22 protein-coding genes are annotated in these 19,810 nt (G+C 65.9%); 5 read left to right on the top strand and 17 right to left on the bottom strand.

The window, feature by feature from the left end; translation table 11 throughout:
• Positions 1-51 precede the first annotated feature (51 nt).
• The gene (locus tag AC1MCD_RS16615; protein WP_498673398.1) at positions 52-1,461 is read left to right on the top strand and encodes an AAA family ATPase; all 1,410 of its coding nucleotides are present in this window, start codon (positions 52-54) and stop codon (positions 1,459-1,461) included.
• Here AC1MCD_RS16615 and AC1MCD_RS16620 read toward each other — a convergent pair.
• From AC1MCD_RS16620 to AC1MCD_RS16630, 3 genes are all read right to left on the bottom strand, one after another.
• Positions 1,453-1,830 carry a hypothetical protein gene (locus tag AC1MCD_RS16620; protein ID WP_498673400.1) on the bottom strand — a complete coding sequence of 126 codons (378 nt, stop codon included), beginning with the start codon at positions 1,828-1,830 and terminating at the stop codon, positions 1,453-1,455. The two genes, AC1MCD_RS16615 and AC1MCD_RS16620, sit on opposite strands and share 9 nt — an antisense overlap.
• 27 nt (positions 1,831-1,857) lie before the next feature.
• Positions 1,858-2,226 (bottom strand): J domain-containing protein, encoded by a 369-nt coding sequence (locus AC1MCD_RS16625; RefSeq protein ID WP_498673402.1) that lies wholly within the window; start codon positions 2,224-2,226, stop codon positions 1,858-1,860.
• Positions 2,227-2,299: 73 nt separating this feature from the next.
• Positions 2,300-2,722 (bottom strand): Hsp20/alpha crystallin family protein, encoded by a 423-nt coding sequence (locus AC1MCD_RS16630; RefSeq protein WP_498678389.1) that lies wholly within the window; start codon positions 2,720-2,722, stop codon positions 2,300-2,302.
• A 142-nt stretch (positions 2,723-2,864) separates the two neighbouring features.
• Here AC1MCD_RS16630 and AC1MCD_RS16635 point away from each other — a divergent pair, with 142 nt between their 5' ends.
• Positions 2,865-3,185 carry a MerR family transcriptional regulator gene (locus AC1MCD_RS16635; protein ID WP_498673404.1) on the top strand — a complete coding sequence of 107 codons (321 nt, stop codon included), beginning with the start codon at positions 2,865-2,867 and terminating at the stop codon, positions 3,183-3,185.
• Between the two features lie 39 nt (positions 3,186-3,224).
• Here the strand turns inward: AC1MCD_RS16635 and AC1MCD_RS16640 are convergent, their stop codons facing one another.
• Positions 3,225-3,530 (bottom strand): MmcQ/YjbR family DNA-binding protein, encoded by a 306-nt coding sequence (locus tag AC1MCD_RS16640; RefSeq protein ID WP_498673405.1) that lies wholly within the window; start codon positions 3,528-3,530, stop codon positions 3,225-3,227.
• Positions 3,531-3,535: 5 nt separating this feature from the next.
• Entirely contained in the window at positions 3,536-4,333 is a 798-nt protein-coding gene (locus AC1MCD_RS16645) for a phosphatase PAP2 family protein (RefSeq protein ID WP_498673407.1), read from the bottom strand.
• A gap of 64 nt (positions 4,334-4,397) precedes the next feature.
• On the opposite strand from AC1MCD_RS16645, the gene AC1MCD_RS16650 reads away from it, so the two are divergent.
• Both AC1MCD_RS16650 and AC1MCD_RS16655 read left to right on the top strand, forming a co-directional pair.
• Positions 4,398-5,507: a DNA alkylation repair protein gene (locus AC1MCD_RS16650; protein WP_498673408.1), complete on the top strand. Its 1,110-nt coding sequence runs from the start codon at positions 4,398-4,400 to the stop codon at positions 5,505-5,507.
• Positions 5,508-5,651: 144 nt separating this feature from the next.
• Positions 5,652-6,476, top strand: a complete 825-nt coding sequence (locus tag AC1MCD_RS16655) for an oxidoreductase (RefSeq protein WP_498673410.1) — start codon at positions 5,652-5,654, stop codon at positions 6,474-6,476.
• Positions 6,477-6,507: 31 nt separating this feature from the next.
• Here the strand turns inward: AC1MCD_RS16655 and AC1MCD_RS16660 are convergent, their stop codons facing one another.
• The 6 genes from AC1MCD_RS16660 to AC1MCD_RS16685 form a co-directional block, all read right to left on the bottom strand.
• On the bottom strand, positions 6,508-7,497 hold the full coding sequence (locus AC1MCD_RS16660) for a sugar kinase (RefSeq protein ID WP_498673411.1): 990 nt from the start codon (positions 7,495-7,497) through the stop codon (positions 6,508-6,510).
• The gene (locus AC1MCD_RS16665; RefSeq protein WP_498673413.1) at positions 7,494-8,180 is read right to left on the bottom strand and encodes a bifunctional 4-hydroxy-2-oxoglutarate aldolase/2-dehydro-3-deoxy-phosphogluconate aldolase; all 687 of its coding nucleotides are present in this window, start codon (positions 8,178-8,180) and stop codon (positions 7,494-7,496) included. Before AC1MCD_RS16665 ends, AC1MCD_RS16660 begins: the two co-directional genes overlap by 4 nt.
• Positions 8,181-8,185: 5 nt before the next feature.
• A complete protein-coding gene (gene dgoD / locus AC1MCD_RS16670; protein ID WP_498673415.1) occupies positions 8,186-9,334 on the bottom strand; it encodes a galactonate dehydratase in 1,149 nt (382 codons plus the stop codon).
• 6 nt (positions 9,335-9,340) lie between these two features.
• A complete protein-coding gene (locus AC1MCD_RS16675) occupies positions 9,341-10,222 on the bottom strand; it encodes a carbohydrate ABC transporter permease (RefSeq protein WP_498673417.1) in 882 nt (293 codons plus the stop codon).
• Complete coding sequence (locus AC1MCD_RS16680; protein ID WP_498673419.1) at positions 10,219-11,160, bottom strand: carbohydrate ABC transporter permease; 942 nt, start codon at positions 11,158-11,160, stop codon at positions 10,219-10,221. Before AC1MCD_RS16680 ends, AC1MCD_RS16675 begins: the two co-directional genes overlap by 4 nt.
• 131 nt (positions 11,161-11,291) lie before the next feature.
• Positions 11,292-12,584: an ABC transporter substrate-binding protein gene (locus tag AC1MCD_RS16685; RefSeq protein ID WP_498673421.1), complete on the bottom strand. Its 1,293-nt coding sequence runs from the start codon at positions 12,582-12,584 to the stop codon at positions 11,292-11,294.
• Between the two features lie 137 nt (positions 12,585-12,721).
• Between AC1MCD_RS16685 and AC1MCD_RS16690 the strand changes: the two genes are divergently transcribed.
• A complete protein-coding gene (locus AC1MCD_RS16690; RefSeq protein WP_498673422.1) occupies positions 12,722-13,567 on the top strand; it encodes a FadR/GntR family transcriptional regulator in 846 nt (281 codons plus the stop codon).
• Here AC1MCD_RS16690 and AC1MCD_RS16695 read toward each other — a convergent pair.
• The 6 genes from AC1MCD_RS16695 to AC1MCD_RS16720 all read right to left on the bottom strand — a co-directional run bounded on the left by AC1MCD_RS16695 (position 13,551) and on the right by AC1MCD_RS16720 (position 19,758).
• On the bottom strand, positions 13,551-15,404 hold the full coding sequence (locus tag AC1MCD_RS16695) for a S8 family serine peptidase (protein WP_498673424.1): 1,854 nt from the start codon (positions 15,402-15,404) through the stop codon (positions 13,551-13,553). The two genes, AC1MCD_RS16690 and AC1MCD_RS16695, sit on opposite strands and share 17 nt — an antisense overlap.
• 172 nt (positions 15,405-15,576) lie before the next feature.
• Entirely contained in the window at positions 15,577-16,449 is an 873-nt protein-coding gene (locus AC1MCD_RS16700; RefSeq protein ID WP_498673426.1) for an NAD-dependent epimerase/dehydratase family protein, read from the bottom strand.
• A complete protein-coding gene (locus tag AC1MCD_RS16705) occupies positions 16,446-17,036 on the bottom strand; it encodes an adenylate kinase (RefSeq protein ID WP_498673428.1) in 591 nt (196 codons plus the stop codon). Before AC1MCD_RS16705 ends, AC1MCD_RS16700 begins: the two co-directional genes overlap by 4 nt.
• 145 nt (positions 17,037-17,181) lie before the next feature.
• Complete coding sequence (locus AC1MCD_RS16710; RefSeq protein ID WP_498673430.1) at positions 17,182-18,396, bottom strand: Ig-like domain-containing protein; 1,215 nt, start codon at positions 18,394-18,396, stop codon at positions 17,182-17,184.
• Positions 18,393-18,902: a hypothetical protein gene (locus AC1MCD_RS16715; protein ID WP_498673432.1), complete on the bottom strand. Its 510-nt coding sequence runs from the start codon at positions 18,900-18,902 to the stop codon at positions 18,393-18,395. Before AC1MCD_RS16715 ends, AC1MCD_RS16710 begins: the two co-directional genes overlap by 4 nt.
• A 1-nt stretch (position 18,903) precedes the next feature.
• Entirely contained in the window at positions 18,904-19,758 is an 855-nt protein-coding gene (locus AC1MCD_RS16720; protein ID WP_498673434.1) for a hypothetical protein, read from the bottom strand.
• Between the last annotated feature and the right edge of the window lie 52 nt (positions 19,759-19,810).

Here is a 19,810-nt window from a genome sequence, read left to right on the forward strand (position 1 = left end):
GAATGCTATACCCGCGGACCCCCTGGCGAAGTGGGCTGCTAGGGTCTGGGCATGGATGAAAAACTGGGGAAGTTCATCGACGACTTTGGCGCACTGGTCCAACTGGCGCAGGCCGGAAGCCACCGGCAGCAGAAGGGCCTGCAACTGCTGCCGGCGTTGACGGCTCACCTCAGGGCGCCCGCTGAGGGGCTCTCCGTGGTGGAGGAGGTGATCCCGCCGCACCGGTTTGTGGACGCCGACATCGTGATGGCGGAACTCGCCGCCCAGGACCCTGCCGGCCGGCTGGTGGGCAGTGGCGGCGGCGGCCAGCGCCACCACCAGTCCTTCAGCGACATGGTCCAGCAGTCCCAGCTCTTTCCCCAGTTTCCGCTCGCCCAGCCCGACTACGCCAACCTGGCGGTGGGGCCGGACGCGCAACGGCAGGCGGTGGCGCTGGGCCTCTGGCTTTTCGCGTTCGGCGGGAGCCCGCTGGCAGTCCTGCAGCGCAACGCCGAACCGCGCTCCGGACGCCAGACAGCTTCCTTGGAGGTGATGGCCGGCAGCCCGGGCGCGGCCACGGAGTTCCTGGCCGAGTTCCGCCGCCGGATGGACAACAACAGCGTCCTCAAGGGCCAGGTCATTTCCCTGGTGATGTCCGAGTACGGCCCCAGCACGGCGGGGGTGACGTTCCATCACCGCCCCAGCCTGCCGGCGTCGGACGTTATCCTGCCCGAGGGGCTGCTGCAGAAGGTTGCCGACCACACAGTGGGAATCGCCACCCACCGGGCGTCCCTCCGGGACCACGGCCAGCACCTCAAACGCGGCATCCTGCTCTACGGCAGGCCGGGCACGGGCAAGACGCACACCGTGCGCCACCTGCTCAGCCAGAGTGAGGGCTCGACGGCGATCCTCCTCTCGGGCGGTTCGCTCGCCCGGATCGCGGAAGCGGCCCGCATGGCGCGTGCGCTCCAGCCGTCCATTGTGGTGCTGGAGGACTGCGACCTCATCGCCGAGGACCGGAGCTTCGGGCACGGGCCGCAGCCGCTGCTGTTTGAGGTGCTGGACGCCATGGACGGGCTGGGTAAGGATGCCGACGTGGCGTTTGTCCTCACCACCAACCGGCCGGACATGCTGGAGCGGGCGCTGGCGCAGCGGCCCGGCAGGGTGGACCTCGCGGTCGAAATTCCGCTGCCGGCCCACGCCGAACGGGTCCGGCTGCTGGAACTGTACGGCCGCCTGGTGGCTTTCAGCCCTGAGGCACTCACTGCCGCCGCGGAACAGACCGAGGGAACCACTGCGTCCTTCGCGCGCGAACTGGTCCGCCGCGCGGTGGTAGCGGCTGCGTTGGACAACGAAGCGGTGTCAGACTCCCACCTCAGTGCCGCCGTCGACGATCTTATGGCCGACGCCGAAACCCTCACCCGCAGCCTGCTGGGCAGCGGCACAGCTCCCGGGCCCGGCGGCGGCGCCGGTTCATTGTGAGCCGAACAGGAATTCCTTGGCGTGGGCCACAGCCTTCCGGTACGCGTCATTCCTGAGGGTGACGAGGTGTTCGGTGTCGCCGTCGGCCGGTTCGAGGTAGCCCGTGTAGCCGGGCCGGAGTACCCAGATGTCACCGACGGGCGGGAGATAGAACACCCCGAACGAGCGCTGCTGGCGCTCGTCCGCTGTCCACACCGGCACCACTGCCAGCGCCGCACCTGTTGCCGGGTTAATCCACTGTGCACGCGGAACCGGCTCTTCGTGCGCTTCGGGATCCAGGAACGGGGCGGTGCCCTTACCCCAGCGCGTTTCGAAGCGCTCATGGAAGGCGGAGATCAGATGGGAATCGTAGCGACGCCACTCGCTCATGGGTGTTCTCCTAGGGTGTGCTTGCGGTTATGCCCAGGGCCCGCTTTCCCAGTGGACCCGGGTGATCCTGATGGTGTTGGTTGGGCTGTGCGCGGGGTTGCCGGGCGCGGGACTGCGGACCTTTCGGACTGGAATGACGACCGGTCCGGCTCCCTGCGCGCTGGCGCCGGCGCGGCTCCTGTCGTAGGCTGCGCGCCGCTCCGGGTCACGCAGGACCGCGAAGGCCTGCATGATCTGCAGCAGCTCGCCACCGAGATCCTCGCCGCCAGCTGCCGGGCCGCCGTCGAGGTCCGGATGATGCGTGCGCATCAGGGACCGGTAGGCGCGGGAGATCTCCTGCTGGCTGGCAGCGGGCGTCACCCGCAGGATGTCGTAGTAGTCCGGCTGGCTGGTCATGGCGGTTTCCGGCGAATTCTCAGGGGCATGGGGCCTGGGCGCCGGCAAAAGTCGGCCGGCGCCCGGGGAGGGGTTAGTTTCCGATCTCGTGCATCTGGCTCTTTGTTTCGATCTCGATCTTGCGCGGCTTGGCCTGCTCGGCCACCGGGATCCGCAGGGTCAGCACGCCCTGGTCGTAGCTGGCCTTGATGTGGTCCGCGTCCAGCGTGTCGCCCAGGATCAGTTGGCGGCTGAAAACACCGCGTGGCCTTTCGGAGGCCACCAGCTCAACGTTGGGCTGGGTGGGATCAAGGCGCTCCGCCCGGACGGTGAGAACATTCCGCTCAACGTTCAGGTCCACGGAGTCCACTTTGACGCCAGGCAGGTCAAACGCCACCACAAACTCACCGTCTTCCTGCCAGGCGTCCATCGGCATGGCCGCCGGCCGGGCCACGGTTCCAAAGACCTGCTGGGTGAGCCGGTCCAGCTCACGGAACGGGTCCGTACGCATCAACATCATCTTCACTCCTTCAGCATGCAGTTGGATCGATCTTCGTCATATCCACCACGCATTTATCTATGGTGGTTGATATAGATTTTTTATAGCATCCGTGCGAAACTGAGGCAAGCCACTTTCGACAAAAATTTTGGGAGCACACATGAGTGAACCGCCCGCGGGACGTGCGTCCCGGGCCCAGGCCGGGCGGGCACTCTACGCCATTTCCGTGGCCGCCGAACTCGCCGGGACAGGCCAGCAGAACATCCGCCTCTACGAAACCCGCGGGCTGCTGACGCCGGCCCGCACGTCCGGCGGCACGCGCCAATACAGCGACGCCGACATCGCCCTCCTCCTGCACATCGGAGAGCTGCTGGCGCAGGGCCTCAATCTGGCCGGGGTCTCCAAAGTCCTGGAACTTGAGGCGGCCAACGCCAAGTTGCACCGGGCGCTCAAACGCGCGCGCTCGGTTCCCGGAGCGTAGCGCCTTTTCGGCAACAGACCGACGCCGGGCCATCCGTCACTATCCGCGGCCACCCGCCAACCGGTGCGATTCCTCCAGGAGTTCCGCCAGTTCCCCGGCTCCGATCCGCGCCAACCGGACCAGTACCAGCCGGAGTGACCGTTCGTGATGCGGGGTCCAGAAATACGTTTCGGGCTCCGTGCCGGCCAGCGCTTCCCGCTCCGTGGTCTTGACGGTCAGCACGCCGTCCTCCCACATGCGGGCCATCAGGGTTCTCGCGAACCACGCAGGCCGGCCCCAACTGCTGCGTTCAGTGACGCCGGGCAGCGCGAGGCACATGCGGCGGACATCTGCCTCGCTGGCCATCTCAGCTAGTCACCCGGAGCGTCAGCCTTGGAGAGCTCGCCCGTGATCCGTTCGCCGGGGATCCGGGCGGTCCGCCAGGTGTCCAGCGCGATGTAGGCGCCCAGGATGACCAGCGACAGGGACAGTGAAGCGAAGGCGTCGCTGAACCAGTGGTAGCCGAGGTAAAGCCGGCTCACAATGGCCAGCACAATGCCAATTCCAGCCCCCACAAAACCCAGAATGGCTGACCGTGGGTTCTCCCGCCGCGAGAAGATCAGGAAAGCGCCCACCAGCAGGAAGTCGCAGGCCCCCAGAACGTGGCCCGAAGGAAACGAGAAGGTGTGGTCGGCACCAAAAAGCATCAGCTCCACCGGCGGGCGGGACCGCCTGATGATCTGCAGGATGATCTGGGAAATGATCACGCCGGTGAGCATTGCGGCGGCCAGGACGATGGGCCGCCAGGCGTGTTTCGCCGCGAACCCCCAGGCCACCGTGACCACCAGCACGATGATGGGCAAGGCAACAGGACCGAAGATTATGGCGAGGAAGATCATCACGCCGGTGAGCGACTCTGAACGGGTGCCGAGCAGCCAGTCCCGGATGGGTTCGTCCGGACCCCACGGCGCGGTGCCGCTTTGCACCACTCCCACCAAGGCGACGATAAATGCCACGGTGCCTAGTCCCATCAGGACCACCGCGGCGCGGTATAGCGCCCTGCGTGCCCCGGGCTCCATGTAGCGTTCTTCCACCACGAACTTGTCATGGAATGTGCGCCACCAGTTGGGGCCATTCCCTGATTTTTCCGATCCTGCCTGCTCTGCCACGTCCTACTTCCGTCCCTGCTGTTGGATTTCCTTGAGATGAAGACTATCCCTGTAGCCTGACCGGATGGGTGCGATGAACGAACTGATCAACCGCCGGAATGTCGAAGCACTGGCTGGCATCCTGGGAAAGGCGGCACCTGGCACCCGGTGGCCCAACGTGGCCGCGGCCGCAACAACGCTCGATGAACTCAGTCTCCGCGGACGGACGGACCAGGTCTGCGGTGCACTTCTGGCCGATTTCGCACAGATTCAGGGGAGTGATTATTCGACGGCGGCCGGCGCCTTCCGCCGCGCCTTGGACAACCCGGGTTTTGCGGGCTGGATCCTGTGGCCCGTCTCCGAGTCGGTTGTGACTCTTGCACTCGAATCGCACAACCCAACGGATTTCACCGACTGCCTCGCGCTCCTCGCCGAACTGACCCCACGGCTCACCGGCGAGTTTGCCATCCGGCGACTGATCGCCCGGGACCCCGACACGGCCCTGCGGTCCATTCTTGGGTGGACGTCCCATCCCGATGAACACGTCCGCCGACTGGCTTCCGAAGGCACCCGCGCCTACCTCCCGTGGGCGGTGCGGGTCCCCGCCCTGGTGCAGCGGCCCGAGGCGACGCTGCCCATCCTCAACGCCCTGTACCGGGACCCTTCCGAGTACGTGCGAAGGTCCGTTGCCAACCACCTCAACGACCTGGCCCGCCATTCACCGGAGGCGGTGGTTGCGACGGCGGCAGGCTGGCTGGCTGCCCCGGATGCCAATACTGCCTGGGTGGTAAGGCATGGCCTCCGGACCCTCATCAAGAAAGGCCATCCGGGTGCGTTGGCGCTCCAGGGGTTCGCACCGGCGTCGGTGGCAGTCACGGCACTTCGGCTGGACCGGCGGGTGGTGGCGATGCCCGAGGACCTCGGGTTCGAATTCGAGATCTCCAACACCGGTACCGCGGACGCCCAACTGGCGGTGGATTACGCCGTCCACTACCGCAAGGCCAACGGCAGCCAGTCCGTGAAGATCTTCAAGCTGACGGCACTGACGCTTGCCGCCGGCGAGACCAGGACGCTGGCCAAGCGCCACGCCTTCAAACCGATGACCACCCGGGTGCACCACGCCGGACTGCACGCCCTGGAACTCCAGGTCAACGGCATCCGGCACAGTCATACGGAGTTCGAAGTCCGGACCTGACGCGCGGGCGCCGCGCGAGTCAACGCCACGTAGGAGGCACTGGTGGTACCTGTATCAACAGGCACTACCGGAGCCGGGAGATGTGCGGTTGGCTAGTGGACGGAACATGCGGGCTACCGCGTCACTCCCGAAAGGAGATAAACCATGGCTACCTGGCTCATCACAGGCTGCTCGACCGGACTCGGCCGCGCACTTGCCCAAACCGTCCTCGCCCGCGGCCACAACGCCGTCGTCACCGCCCGCGACGTCACCACGGTGGAAGACATCGCGGCCGCTTCACCGGACACTGCATTGGCACTGCCCCTGGACGTCACCGATCGGGCGCAGATCACTGCGGCGGTGGACCAGGCGAAGGCCCGCTTCGGCGGGATCGACGTGCTGGTCAACAATGCGGGCTACGGCTACCGTGCCGCGGTTGAAGAAGCGGACGACGCCGACATCCGGCAGTTGTTCGACACGAACGTTTTCGGCACTGTGGACATGATCAAGGCAGTCCTGCCGGACATGCGCGCGCAAAGGTCCGGGTCCATCGTGAACATCTCGTCCATCGGAGCCCGCATCAAACCGGCCGGATCCGGATACTACTCCGCTACCAAAGCGGCTGTGGAGGGACTGTCCGGTTCCCTCCACAAAGAGCTGCAGCCACTCGGGATCAGCGTCACCGTTGTTGAACCCGGCGCATTCCGGACCGACTTCGCCGGCCGCTCCCTTACCCAGTCGGCGAAGCCAATCGAGGACTACGCGGAGACGGCTGGCAAGCGCCGCAAGGAGAACGACACGATGCACGGCACCCAGCCCGGCGACCCGGCCAAAGCCGCCGAAGCCATCCTCGCGGTCGCTGAAAGCCCCAACCCGCCGTCGCTGCTGGTGCTCGGAAACGACGCTTTCGGCGCGTTTGCCGCCGTCGCCGACGCAGAACGCACCGAACTGGACTCGTGGCGGGACCTCAGCCTCAGCACGGACATCTAAGGGAGTTTCGGGTCTCACACCCGAATGGCAGTCAGCGGACGGTGGCGCCGCTCTGGGCGGTTGCAAGCATCGCCAGCTCGTCCCGGCCGGGCAGCCCCTCCCAGTCGCCCGCAGTGCTGACGGCAAAAGCCCCCATCACTGTGCCGCGCTCCAGCCGCGCGGGTACGTCGCCGCCGTCGAGCAGGGCCGAAAGGTAGCCCGCCGTGAAAGCATCCCCGGCGCCAACAGTGTCGATGCTGGTCACGGCGACGGCAGGCGCCTCGAAACGTGCGGCGGCGGTGTGGACGCCGGCGCCGGCGGCCCCCCGCTTGACCACCACTTCGGTAACCCCGCGGCCCAGGAGTTCTTCAGCGAGAGCCGTTTCGGCGTCGTCGGACCTGGCACCACCCGAGGTGGCACCACCCGAGGCTGCGGACGCTACAAGGGCAAGTTCGTCGTCGGACGCTATCAGGATGTCCGCATGCCGGGCGAGGGGGGCCAGCACGGCACGGGCCTCATCCCGGGTCCAGAGTTTGCTGCGGTAATTGACGTCGAGGGAGACCGCCACGCCCTCTGCCGCGGCACGCTCCGCGGCGTACTGCAACGCCCCGCGCGCTTCCGGACTGAGGGCAGCGGTGATGCCGGTCAGGTGCAGGACGCGCGGGCCGGCATTCAGGGCATGGTCAATGTCTTCGCGGTTGAGGGTGGAGCCCGCGGAACCGGCGCGGTAGTAGAACGCCCGCGTCAGATCGGCTGTCCGCTGCTCCAGGAACATCACCCCGGTGCTGCGATCCGGGTCCACGCGGTGCGAGACCTGGATTCCCTCGGAACGGAGCTGCCGCAGGATGTATTCACCGTGCGGATCCGCGCCAACAACTCCGGCCCAGCTGACGGTGTGGCCCAGACGGGCAACCCCCACAGCAACGTTCGATTCCGCCCCGGCCACGTGCATGGCCAGGGCGCCGCCGGCGGACAGCGGCCCGGCCGAGCGCAGCGAGACCATGGACTCACCGAAGGTCAAAAGGTCGACGGCGGTGCTCACCGAGTGCCTGCTGCGGCCGCGCCCGCGGCAGGCCGCCGGTCGAATGCCGCCGCCAGATCAACAAACGCCCGTGCCCGCTCCCGCATGGGGGCGAGGTCTCCGCCGGAGCCGGCGTTCCCGAACAGCGGGCCGCCAAGCCCGACGGCGATCGCTCCGGTTTCCCAATATCCTGCAGCTTCGTCGAGGCCCACTCCGCCCACCGGAATGAAGGGGATCTCCGGGAAGGGATCGCGCAGTGCCTTGAGGTAGCCGGGACCGCCGATGGAAGCGGGGAAGAGCTTGACAGCGGTGGCGCCGCGGTTCATGGCTTCGTACGCCTCGCTGGGCGTCAGGGCCCCGGCCAGTACAGGAATCCCCTGCCGGGCCGACTCGGCGATGGATGCGGCCAGGGCCGGCGTCACCATGAACTGGCCGCCCGCCTCGGCCACGTTGTCCACGTCCTGAACGGTCAGCACGGTTCCCCCGCCGACGTAGCAGCCGGCCGGAGCCCCAGCCCGGACCTCGCGGATAGCTTCAAGGGCACCGGGGGTAGTCAGCGCAATTTCGACGAACCGGAAGCCCTCTTCCATCGCAGCAAGTGCGGCTTTGGCGGCGGCCCCGCCGTCAGTACCGCGGACGATCGCAACCAGCCTGGCCTCTTTGATTCCGGCCAGCAGGGTTTCGGGCGTGCTGCTGTCAGTCATTGTGTTCACCATTCTGCGAAAGCTCCATCCGCGTGGCGCCAGACCGGCCCGCGCCAGGCGTGGCCGCGCTTATCGGCAGCGCGGACCACCGCTTCGTCGATTTCGATGCCGAGGCCGGGTCCGGTCAGCCGTTCAATGTGGCCATCCACGAACTTCAGGGGGGTTTTGTCCACCACGTAGTCGAGGACTTCTGCGCCCTTGTTGTAGTGGATGCCGATGCTTTGTTCCTGGATCAGGAAGTTGGGCGTTGCGAAGCCAACCTGCAGGCAGGCGGCGAGGGCAAGGGGGCCAAGCGGGCAGTGCGGAGCCAGCTGGACATCGTAGATTTCCGCCAGCGAGGCGATCTTCCGCACCTCGGTGATGCCGCCCGCGTGGGAGAGGTCCGGCTGGGCCACGGCAATACCGGCCTGCAGTGCCGGCAGGAATTCCTGCCGGTTGTAGAGCCGCTCACCGGTGGACACCGGGGTGGTGGTGGATGACGTGAATTCCCGCAGCAGGTGCGTGTTTTCCGGCACCACCGGCTCCTCGAGGAAGAAGGGCCGGTACGGTTCCAGCAGCGGCGCCACCCGCCGGGCGTTGGCCAGGCTGAAACGGCCATGGAAGTCCACGGCGACGTCGCGGTGGTCACCCAGCACTTCGCGGGCTGCGGCAACACGCTGCACCACGCCGTCGATCTCTGCCACCGAGGCGACCGGGCTCATCCGGCCGCTGGCGTTCATCTTGACGGCGGTGAGGCCCACTTCCAGCTGCGCGCTGATCTGGTCCGCCACCTCGTTGGGCTCATCGCCGCCCACCCAGCCGTACATCCGGATCCTGTCGCGGACGTGGCCGCCCAGGAGCTGGTGCACGGGGGTGTTGAAGTGCTTGCCGGCGATGTCCCAGAGGGCCTGGTCCAGCCCGGAAACCGCGCTGGCCAGGATGGGTCCGCCGCGGTAGAAGGAACCCTTGGTCATGACCTGCCAGTGGTCCTCGATACGGAGGGCGTCGTTGCCGATCAGCAGCTCCGAGAGCTGTTCGACGGCGGTGCGCACCGTTTCGCTGCGCCCCTCGCAGGTTGCCTCGCCCCAGCCGACGATGCCGCTCTCGGTCTCGATCCGGACGAACAGCCACCGCGGTGCGACCAGGAAGGTTTCGATTCTGCTGATGATTGTCATTCCGGCCTAGCCCTTAGTGGCGCCGGCGGTCATGCCGGACACGATGTATTTCTGCGTGAAGAGCGCAATGATCATGATGGGGATGGTCACCACGGTGGCCGCTGCCATGAGTCCGCCCCAGTCGATGCTGGCGTAGGAGACGAAGTCGAAGATGGCCACGGGCAGCGTCTTAGTCTTCGACCCGGACAGCACCAGGGCAAACATGAAGTTGTTCCACGAGAAAATGAAGCTCAGGATGCCGGCGGTGGCCATACCCGCTACGGAGAGCGGCAGCGTGATGCGCTGGAACGCGCCGATGGGGGTGAGACCGTCCACCTGGGCCGATTCCTCCAGTTCCAGCGGGAGGGAATCGAAGTAGCTCATCATGATGTAGACGATCAGCGGCAGCGCAACGAACATGTGGCTGAGGATCAGGACCTCGAAGCCGCCCACCATTTTCAGGTTGGAGAACACGTAGTACCAGGGCACCAGCAGCGAAACGCCGGGGATGACGCGGGCCATCAGGACCACGAGGGCTGACCGGTGCATGGTGAACCGGCTCATGGCATACGCGGCCGGGACGCCCAGCACCAGCGAGAGGGCGGTGGAGACGAACGCCACCCAGAAGCTGTTGAAGATGAAGACGAAGTAGTTGTTGCGCTGAAGGACGTTCGCGTAGTTCTCGAACGTGGGGCTGAAGATGAACGACTTCGCCGTGTCGTAGATGTCCACATTGGTCTTCAGAGAAGCGAGCAGCATCCAGATCAAGGGGGCGATCAGGAACAGGACCACGGCGATCAGGGCTACAACGCGGAAGACCTTGTAGGCACGCGTCCCGAGGGGTTTCTTGGGGCGGCGTAGCGGCAGGGGCTTCCCGGCGGGCGTCTGGTTCTCGGTCAGGACGGTCATTTGCTTACCGCTTTCTTGCGCATGGTCAGCAGCCACATGGAGCCGATGATGATCATGAAGAACAGGATCAGCACCGCGGAGGACAGCCCGTACTGGTTGTAGTCGAAGCTCAGGCCGTAGGCGTAGACGTTCAGCGTCTCCACTTCGTGGAAGGAACCGCCGCCCTTGCCCTTGGTGGCGTACAGGATGTCGAAGGTCTTCAGGGCGTCGATGCCCCGGAGCAGGATGGCCACGATCACCGTGGGCATCATCAGCGGGAGGGTGATGTAGAAGAAGCGCTGGAACGCGTTGGCGCCATCCATCCGGGCTGCCTCATCGGGCTCCTCGGAAAGGGACGTCAGGCCGGCCAGCAGAATGAGGACCACCATGGGGGTCCACTGCCACACGTCCATAAAGATGGTGGTGCCGAGCGCGGTGTCCTGGCCGGACAGCCAGGGCTGGGCGGGGATGCCCACTGCGCCGAGCAGCTGGTTCGCGAACCCAATGTTGGGGTCGAAGATCAGCCGCCACATCATGCCCACGGCCACCGGGGTTGCCACGAGCGGCAGCAGGATGGCCACGCGCACCCACTTTTCGCCGCGGAACGGGCGCCAGAGCAGGAGTGCGATGCCCATGCCGAGCGCTACTTCGCAGACCAGGGCAATGCCGGTGAAGGTCAGTGTGCGGCCCACCGCAGGCCAGAAGCGTTCGACGTCGGACAGGACCGTCATGTAGTTTTCGAGGCCGATGAACTCGGTGGCGGCCCGGACGGAGCCCTGCGAATCGGTGAGGCTCAGGTACAGGGTCCAGGCCAGCGGGAAGATGATCAGGACGCCGACGAAGAGCATCGCCGGGGCCGCGAATAGCCATTTCCGGTGCGCGTTCGCCCAGTCGGAGAATCGTTCGCGGCCATTAGGGGCACGGCCTGATTTCCGGGCTGCGCTGCGGGGAGAAGTCATTACAGACATGGTTCACCTAAAGAGTTGGGGGGTGAAGTGTGGCCGGGGCGGGAGGACAGCGTCGCTGTCCTCCCGCCCCCGCTATGTGGTGCACCGGGCCTGAGGCTACCGGCCTTGGTGCACGGGGTGCGTTATTTCTTTTCGCTGTCCAGGAACTTCTGGAAGGCATCGTGGGCCGAGTCGGCCGCAGCGGCAGCGTCGGCGCCGGTGATGCTGGCAACGATCGGCTCACCTACGATTTCGCGTGCCTTGCCTACGGTGACTACCTCGGGACGATCGTGGCCGATGCCGTTCTCGGCGCTGACCGCGATGGCTTCGGCGAGGTCCTTCGGGTACGTGGACGTGCCTTCTGAGTTGGCCCAGACGGAGGCGCGGGGTCCGGGGACGCCGGCCTTCTGTGCCGCCAGCGTGCGTTCCTTGCTCGTGGCCCACTGGATGAACTTCCAGGCGTTGTCCTGGTTGCCCGAAGCCTGGTTCACGGCGAGGCCCCATGACGGGATGTTGTACGGCTTGGAACCGGCGGGGCCGGCGGGCAGGGCAGCGAACCCGACGGTGTCGGCAACCTTGGACTTGGCCGGGTCCGTGGCGTTCTTGTACAGCGAGTCAGCCTCGGTGTAGAAGGCTGCCTTGCCCTGCGTGAAGATGGCCATTGCTTCGGGCCAGCTCATGTCAGTGCTGACGTTGGCCGGGCCGTAGTTCTTGATCAGTCCGCCGTAGAAGGCGTAGGCCTTCTTGGCAGCATCCGAGTTGATGGTGGACTTGCCGCTGGAATCGGTGAAATCGCCACCGAAGCTGTACAGGAAGCTGGAGAACTGGGTGACGGCCGCGGACTTGCCGGTGCGGGCTACGAAGCCGGCGGTGTCCGGGTTGGCTGCCTTGATGGTCTTTGCAGCGGCTTCCAGCTCTTCCATGGTCTTGGGAACCTCAAGGCCGGCGGCCTTCAGCAGGTCCTTGCGGTAGTAGAGGACCTCACGCTCGGTGATGATGGGGACACCCACCACCTTGCCGTCAGCGGTGGTGGCCTTGACCGGGCCCTCCTGGTAGTCCTTCCAGTCCCAGCTGGAATCCGAGGACACCTTGCTGGTCAGGTCCGCGAGGTAGCCGTTCTTTGCGAACGCCTTGCCCTCCTGGAGCGGACGGTACATCATCACGTCGATCTCGTCACTGCCGGCGTTGAGCTTGACGTTGTACTGGTCTGAGAGCTGGTCTTCGCCGAGCTGGGTCAGTTCGACCTTGAGGCCGCTGGACTTCTCAAATTCGGGGATGGCTGCCTTGATGCCTTCGGTCCAGACGTGGTTGGCCAGCGTCACCCGGACTGTTCCCGACTCTTTGGCGTCGCTGCTGCCGCTGCCGCCGCAGGCTGTCAGCCCCAGCGAGAGTGCTGCGGCAACTGCCGCGTACTTCACTACTGAACGTCGCTTCATAACGACTCCTTGCTGTTCCGGGCTGACGTCACTGTCCAGCCACATACAAATGCCTCTTTACATCTGCTCTGGGGAAGATCATAAGTAAATAAGGCAGACTTAAACAAGCCCCCGCCACGAACGAGTATGATTTATCCATGCAAACCCCAAAGGCGGAGTCCCCTACAGACCGGCATGCTGCGTTGGTGCAGAGTCTGGGACTGGCGATCGCCGACGGGCGCCTTGCAACGAACTCGATCGTGCGACTGGACGAGCTGGAGGCACAGCACAACGTGTCCCGCTCGGTGGTCCGGGAGGCCGCCCGGGTCCTGTCCTCCAAAGGAATGCTGGCTTCGCGGCGCCGGCTTGGTACCGTGGTGCAGCCCGAGGACGCTTGGAATCTTTATGACCCGCAGGTGATCCGCTGGCGGCTCGCGTCGTCCCGGCGCCTCGAGCAGCTGCAGGCGCTGAACGAGCTCCGCGGCGCCATAGAACCGCAGGCCGCCCGGCTCGCCGCCGAACGTGCCTCATGGGACGCCGGCAGCGAACTGGTTTCCCTTGCAGCGCGGCTGTGGGCCGCCGGCCAGCGCGGCGACCAGGAGGAATTCCTCCGGCTTGACGTGGAGTTTCACGCCGCGGTGCTCAAGGCATCCGGCAACGCCATGTTCTCCCAGCTCCAGAACCTCGTGGCCGAGGTCCTGACCGGCCGGGTGGAACACGGCCTCATGCCGCAGCTGCCACACCACGAAGCGTTGCAGCTGCACGTCGATGTGGCCAGCGCCATCCAGCGGGGCGAGACGGGTGCAGCGCACGCGGCCATGAGCAGGATTGTGGAGCAGTTCGCCGAAGAAGTGGGCCACATTTGGTCCGAGCACCACCCTGACGCTGAACCGGACTCATCCCGGCAGTACCCATCCCGGCAGGCGGGAAAGCCCGACGACGCCCCCCAGCGGCCGCCGTCGGACTCCCCTACCCGGCGGGGAACGGTTAAAGCGACCCCGTAGTGAACTGCCAGGACTTCGTGGCCAGCTGATTGCCTGCGAGGTCGCGGATGGCACTTCCGCCGCCGGTGACCGTGGCGGTGTATTTTGTTTTGGCGGACAGGGCCAGTTGCGGATCAAGGATCCACTGGTTGGTGCTGCCGCTGCGGACCACGGCGGCCGGGACCACCGCCCCTGTGGCGGCGTTCTTCACCGTGAACGTCCCCGCGCTGACGCCCTGGACTGCCTCATTGAAAGTGACCGTGATGTTGTTGCTCCGCCGGACCAGCAGAGCGTTGCTGCCGGGCGTGTAGCTTGTGATCGCCGGCGCCGGACCGGTGACAAACGTCCACCCTGTCGTGGCCAGGGGCGTGCCTGCGGCATCCCGGATCGCTGCAGCACCGCCAGTCAGGGTTGCGGTAAATTTCCCGTCAGTCGTCAGGTTTGCTGAGGGGTCAAGGACGGCCGTCTTGGTGGCCGCGTTGTAGGTGACCGTTGCCGGGACGACCGTGCCGGCGTCATTCCGGAGCACAAAGGTTCCCGCACTGACGCCTTGGACAGCTGCACTGAAGGTCGCCGTCACGTTGCTTCCCGGTGGCACCGCCGTCGAGCCTGCGGCCGGAGTTTTGGCACTAACTGTGGGCGCTGAGGCAACCGGGGCGGGGGCAACCGGGGCGGGGGCAGGCGGCGCCGCAGCAGCCGCGGAGTACACCAGGCGGTTCGGCGTGCCGGCTGCGGCCCCGCTGATGACCCCGGCGGTGGCGTTCGATGCCAGCGCGGATGCCACCTGCGCAGGGGTGAGGCCCGGGTTTTGGGACAGCAGCACGGCCGCCGCTCCGGCCGCGTGCGGCGAGGCCATGGAGGTGCCGGACATGGAGGCCGTGGCCGTGTTGGACGTGTAGGTGGCGGAGGTGATGCCAACGCCTGGCGCGTAGAGGTCCACGCAGGAGCCGTAGTTGGAGAAGGATGCCTGATGGTCGGCGGAGTCGCTCGCTGCCACGGTCACCGCCGCGGCTAGCCGCGCGGGCGAACTGCCGCAGGCGTCCGTGGCGGAGTTGCCGGCGGCAACCACTGCAGTGACGCCGTCGTTGATGACAGCCTGGAGCGCGGAGTCCACGGCCGCGCTGGCCGGGCCGCCCGCGCTCAGGTTGGCCACTGCCGGCGACCCGGCGGCGTGGTTGGCGACGATCCAGTCCAGGCCGGCCACAACGTCGGAGTTGTAGCCGGAGCCCGTGCAGTCAAGGACGCGGACCGGAACGATTGTTGCGCCCTTTGCCATGCCGTAGGTTGATCCGGCGACAGTTCCTGCGACGTGTGTTCCGTGGCCGTTGCAGTCTCCGGAGCCGCGGCCATCGGCCACCGCGCTCCAGCCTGCGGTGATGCGCCCCGAAAACTCGTTGTGGGAGGCGAGCACCCCTGTGTCCACGACGTACGCGCTGACTCCGGCGCCTGACGCGGTCCAGCTGTACGAGCCGGATAGGGGCAGGGCCCTCTGGTCCGCACGGTCCAGTCCCCACGGCGGTGTCTGCTGAATTTCGGAAACGGTGACGGGTGCGTCCACCTCCACGGAGGCGACGCTTGCCGAGCGTGCCAGCGCCGTGGCTTGCGCCGGTGTCGCGGTCACCACGGCGCCGCGGAGGGCGTGTGAGAAGGAACGTCCGACGCCGATTCCCTGGGACTTCAGGCGCGCAGTCTCAGCGGGGACATCAGTTCCCGGCGCGTAGCGGACCAGGTAGCGGACGCTCGCCGCGGTGCCGTTTCCGGCCCCGTCCGCCGCCGACGCCGGCAGCGCGGGGACCGCAAGGACCGCGGCGGTGATCAGCATCGTGGCGGCGGGCAGCACAAAACGGAGGGTGCGCATGGCGGAGTCCTAGCATCGCGGTACGGGCTGGTTGGGTGGCGGAAAGTCCCTACCCCCTCACCAGAGTAGGAGCCCGTGCCGTGCTGTCGCCGGGAACTCAGCCGATCCTGCGGCAACCCTGCGGCGGCTGCGGAATTCTGTGGTTTCCCCTGCGCTCCGCCGTCTTCGCCGTTCAGTCCTCCGTGGGCGTGTTGCGGTTCGAGTGGTAGGAACGCCAGGAATGTTCGGGTTCGAATCCGAGCAGCCGCCTGGCCTTGTCGATGGACAGCAGGGTCTCGTGCTCGCCCAGTTCCTTGGTCACGCGGACGTTGGGGAACACCTCCGCGGCGAGGCTGGCGCTGGACCGGGACATCACGGTGTCTGAGTTCGCGACGATAAAGGCCTCGAATCCCGGCTTCCCGTGTTCAAGGGCCCGGGCTACCGCCTGCGCGCCGTCGCGTCCGTCGATGTAGCCCCACAAGTTCCACTTGCGAGCAGTAGCGTCCGCATCGAACGACGGGAACCGCTCGTAGTCTTCCGGGTCCATCACGTTGGAAAACCGCAGCCCGGTGATGCTCAGTCCGGGGTCCCAGCGCGTCAGCTGAATGGCCATCTGCTCCTCCAGGTGCTTCACCAGTGAGTAGGTGCTTTCCGGCCGGGCCGGGTATTCCTCGTCCACGGGAATGTAGGGAGGGTCGGCGTCGAACGGCAGACCCAGCACCGTCTCGCTCGAGGCGTAGACCACCTTCTTGATCCCGGCCCGCCGCGCTGCCTGGAAGACGTTGTAGGTGGAAAGCATGTTGTTCTCGAAAGTGGCGGCGTCCGGGATGATGCCCGGCGCGGGGATAGCTCCCAGGTGGACGACGGCGTCGAACCCGTTATGTCTGTCGTCAAGGCCCAGCACCACATCCAGGACCTGGCCGTAGTTGCGCAGGTCCACGATGGCGAGGCCCGGGTTCCGCTCCCCCGTACGGTCAAGGTTGAGCACCTGATGGCCGTCATCGTTGAGCCTGCGGACCACGTGGCGCCCGAGTTTTCCGCTTCCGCCGGTTACTGCAACTCTCATGGTGCTACTCCTGCTGCTAGGAACTTTTCGACTGCGGCGATGGCCCGTTCGGTGATGGCATGGGGTTCGCCGCTGCCGTCCACCGAAACCACCATGCCGCGGCCTGCGTAGACCGCCACCACTTCGTGCGTTTCGCGGTGGTAGAGATCCAGCCGGCGCCGGAATACCTCCACTGTGTCATCCTTGCGTCCCTGTTTCTTGGCCCGCTGGATCATCCGCTGTTCGAGTTCGGAATCCGGCGCACGGAGCTCAACAACGGCGTCGAGCCGGTGCCCCAGCGAAGCGAGCATGTTGTCCAATTCCATTACCTGGGGCGCAGTGCGGGGGTACCCGTCCAGCAGGAACCCGGGCTGGACATCGACGTCACGGAGGCGGTCCTTGACCAGCTCGTTGGTGAGATGGTCGGGCACAAAAGCACCGTCGTCGAGGTACTTCGCGGCTTCCAGTCCCAGCGGCGTTTTCTCGCTGACATTGGTCCTGAAGATTTCGCCCGTGGATACCGTCGGGATGCTGAAATGCTTGGCGATGTGTGCCGCCTGGGTGCCCTTGCCGGAGCCGGGCGGCCCGATGATGAGCAGTCTGGTCATAGCCTGTCCCTCCGCGGCGGCATCGCCGGTTGGTTTTGGGGTTCACCGCCGGCCACGCCAACGTGAGCTACATTCTGCCCACAAGTGGCAGCACAACGCCAGCCTCCCGGAGGTGCTACGGGAGGCTGGCGTTGGGACTGTGGGGTTAGAACTTGGAGTTGGACCCTTGGACCGGTCCGACCGGAAGCGGGTTACCGGCCACATCGGTAAGCCCGGGGGCTGGCGTGTAGGTTGGCGTGACGTTGCCGTTCTTCGTCGCCGGACTACCGCCCGTCAAAGTGCCGAGCGTGACCGAAAGTTGTGACGTACCGGGATTCCATGTCAGGACCGAGTTGAAAGTGACATTACCTCCCGCCGAGTAGGTTCCGTTGATCGCTACCGTCCCATAACTGATTGAAGGACAACCTGGGTCGGTGCTGGCGAATGCCAAGGAGTTGTTGTTGCCGCCGGCAATAGGAGTGATAGTCAGGGTGCCGTTTACTGTTTGGATCCCCGGACCATTCGCCCAGCTTCCGCATATGGTCGAAGCAAGCAGCGGCTCCGAGAACGTCAGCACCACCTTGTCGCCGGCATCAGGGATGGACTGTACTCCCCCGTTATCGAGTGCAACCGCGGAAACTCTTGGCGCGACCACTTCTTTGGTCGACGTTGCGGTTCCAGGCAGACTCACATTGCCTGCCGCATCCTTGGCAGTGGCAGTGTAGGTAATCGTTCCAGGGCTGAAGGCCGTGAGGTTGAAGTTGGCTGCGGACCAGTCGCCGCCGTCGGTGGCAGCGAGAGTCTGAGAGACAGGAAGCGAACCGGAACCCGAAACAGTGACTGTCACCGACGAATTTGGTTCGGCGGTGCCACGGACTGGGACGCCCGAAACGTTAAGACTGTTGACAAATGTAGGAGCGATGATCACCGGTGGGTCCGGCTTAATGGTGTCAGTGACGACGGCTCCCCCACTGCGGGCAGATTCCGACCCTGCCCAGGAGCCGAGCACCGGCGTCACCGTGTAGTACCAAGTTCCGGATGGCAAAGCGGCCTCGGTGCAGTTCGTCGCTGTGACAATGCCCCCGCACCCGCCGCCAGCGGCAACCATGGTTCCGCCGGTCAAAGTCGCGTAGCGGGCAACGGTGTAGCCGGACAGCGCCCGGCCTCCCGCCGTCGTGCCTGATGCCCAACCTACCGCGGCCCCACCTGCCGACGCAGTTGCTGTGGGTGCAGCCGCAAGTGCAGGGATGGCATCTGCCTTGGCAGTGCCAGGGTTGCTGCCGAGGGTCTGCCAGTAGGCGCTGGCCGCGGGCCCTCCGAACGATATGGCGAGGGCTGCCGTGGCGGCGACTGCGATGCGGGTCCGGGTGATGCGGCTCATTTCCGTGCCTCCAAGGTGACAGGCAGGCTGAAGGTGACGCCCTGGCAGCCCGACGATGAGGACGTGGACATGGCGGCGGCGTTCGGCAGTGTGATCAGGATGGACGAGTTCGCCGGAATGCTGAGCGCCGGAGCGAGCGGGGCCGCCGGGTCAATGAACGTGACGCCGGTGGTGGTGCAGGCAGGGTGGTTCGCGTCGGCCGTGGCGGCGCCGTTGCCGCGGATGGCGTAAACCTGAACCGGAAAGCTGTTGGGGTTGAGCGCCCGGACGGCAACGTCGGCGGTGCCGCCCGGGACAAGGGTGTTTCTCGGGCCGTCACCGGCAACCAAGGCTTCCACGGTGACGGTGGCCATGGTGCCGTTCGTCGCGGCACCGGATCCGGCGCCCACCGTGGCCCAGTAGGCGTACGCACCGCCGACTCCTGTGGCCAGGCATAGGGTGATGGTTGCTGCCGCAGTCTTGGCAGCCAACCGTCGGGGCGTTGCTTTCTTGTGCTTGGGTGTCATGTCAGCTTCCCTGCCCTGCTCCGGAGTAAGCGAACTGGAGGGTGGCGCCCTTGCAGCCGTCCTGGTTATTTGTGGTGTCCAGCATGGCGATTCGGGGCCACAGCGCCGGAGCAATGCCGATCGATTGGAGCGAGCTGGAGCCTACGGGAACGTTGAGGGGATACTGGCCCGAATAGTTCGTCACCACGTAGTCTGCCGCCGTGCACGGCAGCCCCGCGGCCACCGCAGCGGGCGTCCTGGTGATGGTTGCGATCGAGACGGACAGGCTGTTGAGGGCCAGGCCCTTATTGTTGGGATTCGCTATTGCAAGATTCAGCGGGACAGTTGCTCCCGGCGCGAGCGGGGTGCCGAGATTTCCGGAAATGCTGAACGTCTTGTTGGAGGCTTTGACCTGGAGTTGAACCACGACGGCGGTGGGCTGGCTGACGCCGGCTGTGGCCGGAACGGTGCCCCCAATAGTGAGGTCCGCCATGCCGTCCGGGGTGGTGGCGGACGTTGCCACCGTCAGGGTGACGGTGGCGGTCTTGCCGGAAGCGAGCGCCACCGGCGTCGGTGCGAAGGCCGCCGTCGTGCTTGCCGGAAGGCCCGAAATGGTGGGAGTTACGCTGCCGCTGAACCCATTATTGGAGGTCAGCGACAGCGTGTAGGTGACGGAGTCGCCTTGGTCAACCGACCGGCTGGCGGGATTCACCTGGATGGTGACGCCCTTCGTTTTGTCGCCTTGGCTCCCGCCCTGGCTGGCCGCGAAGATGGTGCCGGCCGAAGCCAGCATCACCACAAGACCCACCAGCAGTACCTTTGCTGCGGTGGTGGTTCTTCGCATGATTGTGCGGAAGTACCCGGATTCGTTCTGCACGTTCAGCCCTTCTGGCCTGGTCCTATATGTGCGGGAGGTGGAATTCGCCGGC

It is taken from the genome of Arthrobacter sp. BF1, assembly GCF_056680215.1.